The organism is Micromonospora sp. IBSANI012, assembly GCF_052814045.1.
Genome location: NZ_CP199933.1, coordinates 3,038,995 through 3,051,607 on the forward strand (window position 1 = coordinate 3,038,995; position 12,613 = coordinate 3,051,607).

Here is a 12,613-nt window from a genome sequence, read left to right on the forward strand (position 1 = left end):
AGCCGGTGATCGGGTCCCCCGGCGGCATTGCGTACCCTGGTGCGACCTGTGGTGCGGATGGGGGAGGATCCAGTGCGACTCGGGCTCAGCCTCGGATACCAGACGGCGTGGAGCACGCCCGCCGACCACCTGGCACTTGCCCAGGAGGCGGACCGGCTCGGTTACTCGGTGGTGTGGGCGGCGGAGGCCTACGGCTCCGACTCGCCCAGCATGCTGGCCTGGATGGCCGGCCAGACCCAGCGGATCGACGTGGGCAGCGCGGTGATGCAGATCCCCGCCCGGACCCCGGCCATGACCGCGATGACCGCGGCCACCATCGACGCGCTCTCCGGCGGCCGGTTCCGGCTCGGCCTGGGCGTCTCGGGGCCGCAGGTCTCGGAGGGCTGGCACGGGGTGCGGTTCGCCAAGCCGCTGGCCCGCACCCGCGAGTACGTCGACATCGTGAAGCTCGCGGTGGCCCGCAAGGAGGTGGCCTACGACGGCGAGCACTACACGCTGCCGCTGCCCGACGGCCCCGGCAAGGCGCTGCGGCTGGGCTTCCACCCGCCCCGCGAGCACATCCCGATCTACCTGGCCGCCGTCGGCCCGAAGAACCTGGAGCTGGCCGGCGAGATCGCCGACGGCTGGCTGGCCGTCTTCTACGCCCCCGAGTTCGCCGAGGAGCAGCTCGCCTCGGTGCGCGCCGGCCGGGCCAAGGCCGGCAAGGAACTGGCCGGCTTCGACGTGGTCCCCTCCGTGCCGGTGGTGGTCGGCGACGACATCGCCACCTGCGCCGAGCTGGTCCGGTGGTACGCCGCGCTCTACGTCGGCGGGATGGGCAGCCGCCAGCAGAACTTCTACAACCAGCTCGCCACCCGGATGGGCTACGGCGACGCCGCCCGCGAGGTGCAGGACCTCTACCTGGCCAAGCGGCAGCGCGACGCGGCCGCCGCGGTGCCGATGGAGTTCATCGACCGCACCTCGCTGCTCGGCCCCAAGGAGCGCATCGCCGAGCGGCTGCGCGAGTACGCGGCGGCGGGCGTGACCACCCTCTCGGTGACCCTCTTCGTCGCCGACCGGGACAGCGGCGTGCAGACCCTGCGTACCGTCGCCGAGGCGCTGGAGCTGTCCGGGGTCGGCGAGTGACCTGGGTCGAAGCCATCGTCCTGGGCATCGTCCAGGGACTCACCGAGTTCCTGCCGGTCAGCTCGTCCGGACACCTGCGGATCACCTCCGCGATCTTCTTCGACCGGGACGCCGGCGCCTCCTTCACCGCGGTGACCCAGCTGGGCACCGAGGCGGCGGTGCTGATCTACTTCGCCAAGGACATCTGGCGGATCACCCGCACCTGGCTGCTCGGCCTGCGGGACCGCTCGGTGCGCGCCAGCCTCGACTACCGGATGGGCTGGTACGTGATCGTCGGCTCGATCCCGATCGGGCTGTTCGGCTTCCTGTTCAAGGACCAGATCCGTACCGCCGGCCGCAACCTGTGGGTGGTCGCCACCACCCTGATCGTGTTCGCCTTCGTGCTCGCCTTCGCCGAGTACTGGGGGCGGCAGACCCGCACCCTGGAGAACTTCCGGATGCGCGACGGCGTGGTGATGGGCTTCGCCCAGGCGATGGCGCTGATCCCCGGGGTGTCCCGCTCCGGCGGCACGCTCACCGCCGGCCTGCTGCTCAACCTCACCCGGGAGGCGGCGGCGCGGTACTCGTTCCTGCTGGCCATCCCGGCGGTGGTGATGTCCGGGATCTTCAGCGTCGGTGACGTGTTCGAGCCGGCCGCGCCGGGCACCTCGGTGCCGAGCGTGGCGCAGATGGTGGTGGCCACCGCGATCGCCTTCGCCATCGGCTACGCCGCGATCGCCTGGCTGCTGCGCTACGTGGCCCACCACACCCTGTACGTCTTCGTGCTCTACCGGGTGGCGCTCGGCACGTTGGTGCTCGCGCTGCTGCTCACCGGCACGATCAGCGCCACCTGAGGCGTACCGGCGACGACCGCCGGCGACGGCCCCCGACACCACCGGTGCCGGGGGCCGTCGCCGTCCGCGGCCTGCGCCTAGGGTGGTGTCGTGGCGACCCTTCTGCTTCTGCGACACGGCCGGACGACGGCGAACGCCGACGGCGGGCTGGCCGGCCGCCGGCCGGTCGAGCTGGACGACACCGGCCGGGCCCAGGCCACCGCGGTCGGCGAGCGGCTGCGCGCCCTGCCCCTGGCCACCGTGGTGACCAGCCCGCTGATCCGCTGCCGGCAGACCCTGGAGCTGGCGTTGCCGCAGGTGCAGCCGGTGGTCGAGGAGGGCCTGATCGAGTGCGGCTACGGCACCTGGGAGGGGCAGCCACTGAAGAAACTGGCCAGGGAGCCGCTCTGGCCGGTGGTGCAGCAGCACCCGAGCGCGGTGGTCTTCCCCGAGGGCGAGTCGATGGCGGCGATGGCGGCGCGGGCGGTCGCCGCGGTGCGCACCTGGGACGCCGCGGTCACCGCCGAGCACGGGCCGGAGGCGGTCTGGCTCGCGTGCAGCCACGGCGATGTGATCAAGGCCATCGTGGCGGACGCGCTCGGCGTACACCTGGATCTGTTCCAGCGCATCGTCGCGGACCCGGCGTCGGTCACCGCGATCCGCTACACGCCGCTGCGGCCCTTCCTGGTCCGGCTCAACGACACCGGCGGTGACCTCGCCGGGCTGGTGCCGCCGCCGCGCAAGCGGCGCCGGCGGGCGACCCGGCCGACCGACTCGGACGCCGCGGTCGGCGGCGGCGCGGGGGCGGCCGGGTGAGGGGCCCCGCCACGCCCGGCGCGGCGCGAGCGGCTGGCGGCGTTTCGCCCTCGGCTGAACCACCCTCGGTGCGGTGCGCGACGCCTCCGTGTGCCGGATAGGGTCGTGGGTATGACCCACCAGGTGCACGCCTTCGAGCCGCCGGAGCGGTTCGTCGCCGGGACCGTCGGGCCGCCGGGGGAGCGTACGTTCTTCCTCCAGGCGCGCGGCGGTGGCCGGCTGGTCAGCGTCGCGCTGGAGAAGGTGCAGGTCTCCCTGCTCGCCGAGAAGCTGGAGGAGCTGCTCGCCGAGGCCCAGCGCCGGTTCGGCGTCGACCTGCCCGAGGCGCCCGCCCTCGTCGGCGACAACGACCCGCTGGACACCCCGGTCGACGAGGAGTTCCGGGTCGGCACCCTCGGCCTGGCCTTCGACGTCGACAGCGCGACCGTGGTGATCGAGGCGATCGCCGCCGGCGAGGCGGAGGTCGAGGTCGAGCTGGGCGGCGACGAGGACGACGACGAGGACGACGTCGAGGAGCCGGACGAGGACCTCGACCGGCTCCGGGTCCGGCTGACCCCAGAGGCGACCCGGGAGTTCATCGAGCGGGCCCGCCGGGTGGTCAACGCCGGCCGCCCGCCCTGCCCGCTCTGCGGCCAGCCGCTCGACCCCGCCGGGCACCTCTGCCCGCGGCACAACGGTTACCACCGGTGACCTCGTCGGAGTTGCAGCCCCGCCAGGACGGCAGCGCGGCGCTCCGGCTGCTGCGCGACGGTGAGCTCGCCCTGGAGGGGCGGCTGGTCGACGCCTCCAACACCACCCTGCGCGGAATCCTGACCCTGGGCCGGCGGACGGCCCGCTGCGTCTACAAGCCGGTGCGCGGCGAGCGGCCGCTCTGGGACTTCCCCGACGGCACCCTGGCCGGCCGGGAGGTCGCCGCCTACCTGGTCTCCCGGGCCACCGGCTGGGACCTGGTGCCGCCGACCGTGCTCCGCGACGGCCCGTTCGGCCCCGGTTCCTGCCAGCTCTGGATCGACGAGCCGGACGACGCCGAGCCGCTGGTCGGCTTCGTACCCGCCGAGGCGGTGCCGCCGCGCTGGTTCCCGGTCGCCGCGGCCCGCGACGACGACGGCGCCGCGTACGCCCTGGCGCACGCCGACGACCCGCGGCTGGCCCGGCTGGCGGTGCTCGACACGGTGCTGAACAACGCCGACCGCAAGGGCGGCCACGTGCTGGTGGGCCCGGACGACCGCCTCTACGGCGTCGACCACGGCGTCTGCTTCCACGTGGAGGAGAAGCTGCGCACGGTGCTCTGGGGCTGGGCCGGCCGACAACTCCCGCCGGACGCGGTGGAGATGCTCGACACGTTGGCCGGCCAGGTCGCCGGTGAGCTGGGCGAGGAGCTGTCCGTCCACCTCACGATCGGGGAGATCGCCGAGCTGGCGGCGCGGATCGACCGGCTGCGCGAGACCGGGTGCTACCCGCAGCCCCCGCAGGACTGGCCGGCGATGCCCTGGCCCCCCATGTGAGTCGCTGTCACGTTGATCACCCGTGGGGTGCCTGCCCGCCGCCTGACGGCTCGTTAGGCTGACGGTCATGGAGTCTTGGGCGGGACACGAGGTGCCACGGCTGCCGGGCGGCGGCGGGCCACTGGGCTTGTACGACTCGGCGCGGCGCGGCATCCACCCCAGCCGTCCCGACGGCGCGGCCACCATGTACGTCTGCGGCATCACCCCGTACGACGCTACCCACCTCGGCCACGCCGCCACCATGATCACGTTCGACCTGGTGCAGCGGATGTGGCGCGACGCGGGCCTCACCGTGCGGTACGTGCAGAACGTCACCGACATCGACGACCCGCTGCTGGAGCGCGCGGCGCGCGACGGCGAGGACTGGAAGGTCCTGGCCATGCGGGAGACCGCGCTGTTCCGGGAGGACATGGAGGCGTTGCGGATCATCCCGCCGGCGCACTACGTCGGCGCGGTGGAGTCGATCCCGGACATCGCCGAGAAGGTCCTCGTCCTGCTCAAGGACGGCGCCGCGTACCGGCTCGACGACGGCACCGGCGACATCTACTTCGACGTCAACGCCGCCCCGCAGTTCGGCTACGAGTCGAACCTGACCCGCGAGCAGATGCTGGAGATCTTCCCGGAGCGCGGCGGCGACCCCGACCGGGCCGGCAAGCGCGACCCGCTCGACCCGCTGCTGTGGCGCGGCGCCCGCGAGGGCGAGCCGTCCTGGCCCGGCGGTGAGCTGGGCGCCGGCCGCCCCGGCTGGCACATCGAGTGCGCGGTGATCGCGCTGAACCTGCTCGGCGACCGGATCGACGTACAGGGCGGCGGCAACGACCTGCTCTTCCCGCACCACGAGTGCTCCGCCGCGCATGCCGAGCGGCTCACCGGCGAGGCGCCCTTCGCCGCCCACTACATGCACGCCGGCATGATCGGCCTGGACGGCGAGAAGATGTCGAAGTCCCGGGGCAACTTGGTCTTCGTCTCCCGGCTGCGCGCCGACAAGGTCGATCCGATGGCGGTGCGGCTGGGCCTGATGTCCGGGCACTACCGCGCCGACCGCGCCTGGTCCGACGACCTGCTCACCACCGCGCACGCGCGCCTGGACCGCTGGCGGCGGGCCGCCGCCGCGCCCGCCGGGCCGTCCGGGGCGGACTTCCTGGCCGGGGTACGCGCCCGGCTCGCCGACGACCTCGACACCCCCGGCGCCCTGGCGCTGGCCGACGACTGGGCCGACCGCGCCCTGGCCGGTACCGGCGACGACCCGCAGGGGCCGGCCCTCTTCGCCGACACCGTCGACGCCCTCCTCGGCATCCGCCTCTGAGCCTCGGCCGGCGGCCGCCCCGGCGGTTGCCGCCCCGGTCGCAGCCCCATGATCCAGTCGCATTTACCGACACCACCGACGGCGTGTCGTGTCGGTAAATGCGACTGGATCATGAGGGTCGGGTGGTGGGTTTCCTACCGGGTGCGGAGGGGGTCAGCCGAGCACCAGGCCGGGGTCGGGGTCCTGGTCCGGGGTGGGGGCGGGGATCTTGTACTCCTCGGTGAGGGTGGTCATCGGGCCGGGCCAGGTGGCCTGGGCGACCTCGATCGGCTTGCGCTTCTCGTCGTAGGCGACGTGCAGCAGGTGCAGCACCGGGGTGTCCGGCCGGATCTGGAGGGTTTCCGCCTCTTCCCGGCTGGGCTGGCGGGCGCTGATCGTGTCGGTGGCCGAGACGTACCGGCGGCCGGTGGCCTCCTCGACCTCCTGGTAGAGGGGGCGGCCGAACGCCTCGGCCCGTTCCAGCGAGGTGCCGGCGGTGTCGGCCGGCAGGAACCACGAGGCGCCCACCTCCACCGGCGAGTCCTCGGTGCGTACCAGGTGCCGGCGGCAGAGCAGCTCGGTGCCGTCGGGCACCCCGAACGCGTCGGCGACCTCCGGCGGGGCGGGGGAGCGGCCGACGGAGACCAACTGCTGCCGGTACCGGGCGGCCAGGTCGGTGTGGTAGCCGCGGAAGCCGCCGTAGCGGCCCCGGGAGAGCCGGTTGAGCCGACGCCGGGTGCCCCGCACGTACGTACCGGAGCCGGGCTTGGTGATCAGGATGCCCTCGACCCGCAGCTGGTCGACGGCGCGCTGCACGGTCTGCTTCGCCACGCCGAACATCTCGGCGATGGCCGGGATGGACGGCAGCCGCTCGCCCGGCGCCCAGTCGCCGCGGCGCACCTGGGTCTTGAGCTGCGCGGCGATCTGCCGGTGCGGGAACTCGGCGGCCCCCGGGTTGATCTGCACACCCGCCTCCTCATACCACTAGGTTCCTAGGATGCCCTACAGGGCGTGACCGGCACCACCCCGACACGCACGCAAATCGGCCCCGGACGTGAGCGTCCGGGGTCGATGCGACGAGGAAGGGGTGTTACCAGGAACCCGCCGTGGGGCCGGCGGAACCGCCCCGGCGGCGCAGGTACTTCTCGAACTCCTGGGCGATCTCGTCCCCGGTCAACGGGGTGATGCCGGCGTCGCCGACCCGCTCCTCCAGCTCGCGGACGTACTCACCGAGCTCGGCGTCCTGCTCGGCGGCGCCGCGCACCCGCTGTTCCCACTCGGCGGCCTCCTCGGCCAGGTCGGCCATCGGCACCGGCAGGTCGAGCACGTCCTCGACCCGGTGCAGCAGGGCCAGGGTGGCCTTCGGGCAGGGCGGGTTGTTGGCGTAGTGCGGCACGTGCACCCAGAACGAGACGGCGTCGACCTCGGCCCGGGTGCAGGCGTCCTGCAACACCCCGACGATGCCGGTCGGCCCGTCGTAGCGGGTGGGGGTGAGCTGGTAGCGCTGGGCGGCCTCGGCGTCGGAGGCGCTGCCGCTGATCGGCAGGGGACGGGTGTACGGCACGTCGGCCAGCAGCGCGCCGAGCAGTACCACCCGCTCGACCTCCAGGCTGTGGCAGATCTCCAGCACCTGCTCGCAGAAGGTGCGCCAGCGCATGCTGGGCTCGATGCCACGGATCAGCACCACGTCCCGCTCGGTGCCCTCCGGGCTGGCCACCATGAACTTCGTGGTGGGCCACTCGACCCGCCGGGTCTCACCCTCGGCCATCGTGATGGTCGGGCGGCTGACCTGGAAGTCGTAGAAGTCCTCCGGGTCCAGCTCGGTGACCGGGCGGGCCTGCCAGACCTGCTCCAGGTGCTCCACGGCGGCGGTGGAGGCGTCCGCGGCGTCGTTCCAGCCCTCGAAGGCGGCGATCGCCACCGGGGACCGCAGCACCGGCAGCCCGTCGAACTCGGTCACGCCGTCACCTCACCCTGCTCGTCGGAGACGGCGCCGGGCGCCGACCCGGTCCTCCGACCGCCGTGCACGGTGGCGTCCCTGATGTCCTTCACGTCCGCCAGCCTACGTGGCGGCGCCAGGTGCGGCCCGTCGGCCGCGCCGGTCCGCCGCGCCGGCGGACCGCCCAAAGGGTACGAAAGGGATGCGCGTTCCCGCTGGCAGAATGTGGGACCGGCTACGGCTGTGGACCGACGGGCGCATCGTCGCATTAACCTGAACCCGTGCGGACTTCGTTGCTGGATGTGCTGGCCGATCGGATCCTCGTCGCCGACGGGGCGATGGGGACGATGTTGCAGGCTGCCGACCTGACCCTCGACGACTTCGAGGGGCTGGAGGGGTGCAACGAGATCCTCAACATCACCCGGCCGGACGTGGTGCGCGGCGTGCACGAGGCGTACCTGGCCGCCGGGGCCGACTGCGTGGAGACCAACACCTTCGGCGCCAACCTCGCCAACCTCGGCGAGTACGACATCCCGGAGCGGATCCGGGAGCTCTCCGCGGCCGGCGCGCGCCTGGCCCGGGAGGCCGCCGACGCGTACGCCACCCCGGAGCGGCCCCGGTTCGTGCTCGGGTCGATCGGGCCGGGCACCAAGCTGCCCACCCTCGGGCACACCGCGTACGCGACGCTGCGCGACGCGTACCAGGAGAACGCCGCCGGCCTGATCGAGGGCGGCTCGGACGCGCTGATCGTGGAGACCTGCCAGGACCTGCTCCAGGTCAAGGCGGCGGTGGTCGGCTGCCACCGGGCAATGGCCGAGCTGGGCCGCAAGGTGCCGATCATCTGCCACGTGGCGGTGGAGACCACCGGCACCATGCTGGTGGGCAGCGAGATCGGGGCGGCGCTGGCGGCCATCGAGCCGCTGGGCGTGGACCTGATCGGGCTGAACTGCTCGACCGGCCCGGCCGAGATGGGCGAGCACCTGCGCTACCTGTCGCAGCACTCCCGGATCCCGCTGTCGGTGATGCCGAACGCCGGTCTGCCGGTGCTGACGGCGGACGGGGCGTACTTCCCGCTGACCCCGGTGGAGCTGGCCGACGCGCTGGAGCGGTTCGTCGCCGAGTACGGCGTGGCGCTGGTCGGCGGCTGCTGCGGCACCACGCCGGAGCACATCCGGGTGCTGGCCGAGCGGCTGCACGGCACGACCCCGACGCCGCGCGAGCCGCGGCACGAGGCCGGCGTCTCCTCGATCTACCACCCGGTGCCGTTCGCGCAGGACGCCTCGGTGCTGATGGTGGGGGAGCGGACCAACGCCAACGGTTCCAAGGCGTTCCGCGAGGCGATGCTCGCCGCCGACTGGCAGGCGTGCGTGGAGATCGCCCGGAGCCAGGCCCGGGACGGCTCGCACCTGCTCGACCTCTGCGTCGACTACGTCGGCCGGGACGGCACGCAGGACATGCGCGAGCTGGCCGGGCGCTTCGCGACCGCCTCCACCCTGCCGATCATGCTGGACTCCACCGAGCCGGCGGTGATCGAGGCCGGGCTGGAGATGCTCGGCGGCCGGTGCGTGGTCAACTCGGTGAACTTCGAGGACGGTGACGGGCCGGAGTCCCGCTACGCCCGGGTGATGCCGGTCGTCAAGGAGCACGGCGCCGCCGTGGTGGCGCTGCTGATCGACGAGGAGGGGCAGGCGCGGACCGCCGAGTGGAAGGTCCGGATCGCGGCCCGCCTGATCGAGGACCTCACCGGACGGTGGGGGATGGACCGCTCCGACATCCTCATCGACGCGCTGACCTTCCCGATCGCCACCGGGCAGGAGGAGACCCGGCGCGACGGCATCGAGACGATCGAGGCCATCCGGGAGATCGCCCGCCGCTACCCCGGGATCAACTTCACCCTCGGCATCTCCAACGTCTCGTTCGGGCTCAACCCGGCGGCCCGGCAGGTGCTCAACTCGGTGTTCCTGCACGAGTGCCAGCAGGCGGGCCTGACCAGCGCCATCGTGCACGCCAGCAAGATCCTGCCGATCAGCCGGATCCCGGACGAGCAGCGGGAGGTGGCGCTGGACCTGATCTACGACCGGCGCCGCGAGGGGTACGACCCGGTGCAGCGGTTCATCGAGGCGTTCGAGGGCGTGGACGCGGCGTCGGCGCGGGCCGGGCGGGCCGAGGAACTGGCCGCGCTGCCGCTGGACGAGCGACTCAAGCGGCGGATCGTCGACGGCGAGCGCAACGGCCTGGAGGCCGACCTGGACGCGGCGATGGCCGGCGGCCGGTCACCGCTGTCGATCATCAACGACCTGCTGCTCGACGGCATGAAGGTCGTCGGCGAGCTGTTCGGCTCGGGGCAGATGCAGCTGCCGTTCGTGTTGCAGTCCGCCGAGGTGATGAAGACCGCGGTGGCCTACCTGGAGCCGCACATGGAGACGGCCGAGGACGGCGGCAAGGGCCGCATCGTGCTCGCCACCGTCCGGGGCGACGTCCACGACATCGGCAAGAACCTGGTCGACATCATCCTGTCCAACAACGGCTACGAGGTCGTCAACATCGGCATCAAGCAGCCGATCACCGCGATCCTGGACGCCGCCGAGGAGCACCGGGCCGACGCGATCGGGATGTCCGGCCTGCTGGTCAAGAGCACCGTCATCATGAAGGAGAACCTGGCCGAGATGGCCTCCCGAGGGGTGGCCGAGCGCTGGCCGGTGCTGCTCGGCGGGGCCGCGCTCACCCGCGCGTACGTCGAGGACGATCTGCGGTCGATGTTCCCCGGCCAGGTCCACTACGCCCGCGACGCCTTCGAGGGGCTGTCCCTGATGGACCGGGTGATGACCGCCAAGCGTGGTGGCGCGCCGGTCGTCGACCCGGAGCGGGAGGCCGCCCTGGCCGCCCGGCGGGCCCGCCGGGAGCGGCAGCGCACCATGGTCACCGAGGCGCTGCCCGAGCTGCACGACGCCTCGGTCCGCTCCGACGTGGCCAACGACGTGGAGGTGCCCACCCCGCCGTTCTTCGGCACCCGGGTGGTCAAGGGGGTGCCGCTGGCCGACTACGCGGCGCTGCTCGACGAGCGGGCCACCTTCCTCGGGCAGTGGGGGCTGCGCGGCGCCCGGGGCGGCCAGGGCCCGTCGTACGAGGAGCTGGTGGAGACCGAGGGCCGGCCCCGGCTGCGCTACTGGCTGGACCGGCTGATCGCCGACAAGGTCCTCGAGGCGGCGGTGGTGTACGGCTACTTCCCGGCGTACGCCGAGGGCAACGACCTGGTGGTGCTCGACGAGAACGGCAGCGTCGAGCGGGCCCGGTTCTCCTTCCCCCGCCAGCGGCAGGAGCGCCGGCTCTGCCTGGCCGACTTCTTCCGCCCGAAGGGCGACCAGCTGGACGTGGTGGCGTTGCAGTTGGTCACCGTCGGGCAGCCGATCAGCGAGTACACCGCGAAGATGTTCGCCGGCAACGAGTACCGCGACTACCTGGAGGTGCACGGGCTGTCCGTGCAGCTCACCGAGGCGCTCGCCGAGTACTGGCACCGGCGGGTGCGCGCGGAGCTGACCCTGCCTGGTGGCCGTACCGTCGCCGACGACGACCCGGCGGACCTGGCCGGCCTGCTGCGCACCGACTACCGGGGCTGCCGGTACGCGTTCGGCTACCCGGCCTGCCCGGACCTGGAGGACCGGGCGAAGATCGTGGAGCTGCTGGGCGCGGAGCGGATCGGGGTGCAGCTGTCCGAGGAGTTCCAGCTCGTGCCGGAGCAGGCGACGGACGCGATCGTGGTGCATCACCCGGAGGCGAACTACTTCAACGCCAAGTGATCACCGCAGGTGCTCTGACCTGCGGCGGAGCACCCGGAAGAGCCCTGTTTTGCATGATCATGCCGTCTCCAGGCCGTCCAGCGTCTGTGGGTCGTCGGCGAAGGCGTGGTCGATAGCGCGGCCGGTGCGGTCGTCGCTCGTCGGCAGCAGGTGGGTGTAGATCCGGAGGGTGAAGCCGGGATCGGAGTGCCCCAGGTACGCCGAGACGCAGAAAGCAAGCGATTAGCCGACCTAGAGGCCGCCAAATCGGAACATCGTCGCAAGGTGGAAGCGGCGCGATCGGCAGCTGCGGTTTACGACCAGAATATTGAGTCGCGGCGCAACGGCTTCGCGCTCGGCGAGGCCGAGGCGGTCGAATGGTTTCACGCCGCCGAGACATGGTGGAGGTGTGGAACGACTATGTGGAGCGGCAGCCCCACGACATCCAGTTGGTGCACCAGGGCGAAGGGGTGCACGTAATCCGAGTGATCGAGAACGAGCCGATCCCAGCCGACTTCGCGGGGCTGTTCGGTGAGTGGCTCTACAACCTGCGAGCGTCACTCGACTACATCATCTGGGCGGCGGCCGCCTATGCATCCGGCGCACTGCCGCCACCCAGCGAGGGAGTTCTCCAGTATCCTATTTACGAGGATGAGGCCGCATGGAAGCGCAACCTCTATCGCCTCAAGGGCCTGCCCGAGCACCAGCAGCGGCGGCTCAGGGAGATGCAGCCCTTCGTGAGCGACCCGGACGCAAACTTTCTGGGGTGGATCAACCGGCTCGCCCGCATTGATCGGCACCGGACACTGGTCGACGGCGCCTGCTACCTCGCTGAGGTCCGCCCGGTGATGGGGATTGATCACGGCAGGAAGGCAAGCCTGCAATGGGGAAGTAGGGTGGTGCGAGGGCCAGTAACCGACGTTGCTCGCGTGACTATTAGTCCATGGGACGACGATGCCGTAGTGAGGTTCAACCCTCGCGCGGGCATGGACCCGGAGATCGCCCAGTGGTCCGTCTCTCCATTCTGGGGGTCGAAGCGCTTTGGTGATCGGGTGTCCATAATGCAAATCTTCGTAGCGGGTGAGATTGCGGTCTACGAGTACGACTGCAAGGGTGCGAGCCGTCGTGAAGACATGCTGACGGACAACTTCCGGCAAGAGTGTACTGCTCGTGGAGGTGGCAAGCGGCCTGTAAGGGCGGCTCGCCCTGCTGAAAGGTGGGGTGCACCGGTCGCGCCAGCGCCGACGACGCTTGAGCGCATCGACGCTGATATAGCGGGGATGCATGAGCCGCACCGAGCCGACTAGGCGTCGGATGGCTTCGGAACTGAATTGTCGGGTCTCAGGACCTGCGTG

10 protein-coding genes are annotated in these 12,613 nt (G+C 72.0%); 8 read left to right on the forward strand and 2 right to left on the reverse strand.

Annotated elements, in window-relative coordinates:
- Nucleotides 1-72: 72 nt before the first annotated feature.
- From ACTWM8_RS13930 to mshC, 6 genes are all read left to right on the forward strand, one after another.
- On the forward strand, nucleotides 73-1,125 hold the full coding sequence (locus tag ACTWM8_RS13930; RefSeq protein WP_088962358.1) for an LLM class F420-dependent oxidoreductase: 1,053 nt from the start codon (nucleotides 73-75) through the stop codon (nucleotides 1,123-1,125).
- Nucleotides 1,122-1,958, forward strand: a complete 837-nt coding sequence (locus ACTWM8_RS13935) for an undecaprenyl-diphosphate phosphatase (RefSeq protein WP_238450554.1) — start codon at nucleotides 1,122-1,124, stop codon at nucleotides 1,956-1,958. Before ACTWM8_RS13930 ends, ACTWM8_RS13935 begins: the two co-directional genes overlap by 4 nt.
- Before the next feature lie 90 nt (nucleotides 1,959-2,048).
- Nucleotides 2,049-2,753: an MSMEG_4193 family putative phosphomutase gene (locus ACTWM8_RS13940; protein ID WP_446214191.1), complete on the forward strand. Its 705-nt coding sequence runs from the start codon at nucleotides 2,049-2,051 to the stop codon at nucleotides 2,751-2,753.
- A gap of 111 nt (nucleotides 2,754-2,864) precedes the next feature.
- Nucleotides 2,865-3,443, forward strand: a complete 579-nt coding sequence (locus tag ACTWM8_RS13945; RefSeq protein ID WP_446214192.1) for a DUF3090 domain-containing protein — start codon at nucleotides 2,865-2,867, stop codon at nucleotides 3,441-3,443.
- On the forward strand, nucleotides 3,440-4,258 hold the full coding sequence (locus ACTWM8_RS13950; protein ID WP_446214193.1) for an SCO1664 family protein: 819 nt from the start codon (nucleotides 3,440-3,442) through the stop codon (nucleotides 4,256-4,258). The genes ACTWM8_RS13945 and ACTWM8_RS13950 overlap by 4 nt, the downstream gene beginning before the upstream one ends.
- 67 nt (nucleotides 4,259-4,325) lie before the next feature.
- Nucleotides 4,326-5,564 carry a cysteine--1-D-myo-inosityl 2-amino-2-deoxy-alpha-D-glucopyranoside ligase gene (gene mshC, locus ACTWM8_RS13955; protein WP_446214194.1) on the forward strand — a complete coding sequence of 413 codons (1,239 nt, stop codon included), beginning with the start codon at nucleotides 4,326-4,328 and terminating at the stop codon, nucleotides 5,562-5,564.
- Nucleotides 5,565-5,717: 153 nt separating this feature from the next.
- Here the strand turns inward: mshC and ACTWM8_RS13960 are convergent, their stop codons facing one another.
- On the reverse strand, nucleotides 5,718-6,509 hold the full coding sequence (locus ACTWM8_RS13960) for a GntR family transcriptional regulator (protein WP_446214195.1): 792 nt from the start codon (nucleotides 6,507-6,509) through the stop codon (nucleotides 5,718-5,720).
- Between the two features lie 124 nt (nucleotides 6,510-6,633).
- Complete coding sequence (locus tag ACTWM8_RS13965) at nucleotides 6,634-7,503, reverse strand: PAC2 family protein (protein WP_154937452.1); 870 nt, start codon at nucleotides 7,501-7,503, stop codon at nucleotides 6,634-6,636.
- Nucleotides 7,504-7,763: 260 nt separating this feature from the next.
- Between ACTWM8_RS13965 and metH the strand changes: the two genes are divergently transcribed.
- Both metH and ACTWM8_RS13975 read left to right on the forward strand, forming a co-directional pair.
- Nucleotides 7,764-11,279, forward strand: a complete 3,516-nt coding sequence (gene metH / locus ACTWM8_RS13970) for a methionine synthase (protein WP_446214196.1) — start codon at nucleotides 7,764-7,766, stop codon at nucleotides 11,277-11,279.
- A gap of 377 nt (nucleotides 11,280-11,656) precedes the next feature.
- Nucleotides 11,657-12,565, forward strand: a complete 909-nt coding sequence (locus ACTWM8_RS13975) for a hypothetical protein (protein WP_446214197.1) — start codon at nucleotides 11,657-11,659, stop codon at nucleotides 12,563-12,565.
- The last annotated feature ends 48 nt before the right edge of the window (nucleotides 12,566-12,613 follow it).

Excerpts from the sequence above, each read along its gene's own strand:
- ACTWM8_RS13945 (WP_446214192.1), top strand. The coding sequence starts at position 2,865 with ATGACCCACCAGGTGCACGCCTTCGAGCCGCCGGAGCGGTTCGTCGCC.
- mshC (WP_446214194.1), top strand. The coding sequence starts at position 4,326 with ATGGAGTCTTGGGCGGGACACGAGGTGCCACGGCTGCCGGGCGGCGGC.
- ACTWM8_RS13975 (WP_446214197.1), top strand. The coding sequence starts at position 11,657 with ATGGTGGAGGTGTGGAACGACTATGTGGAGCGGCAGCCCCACGACATC.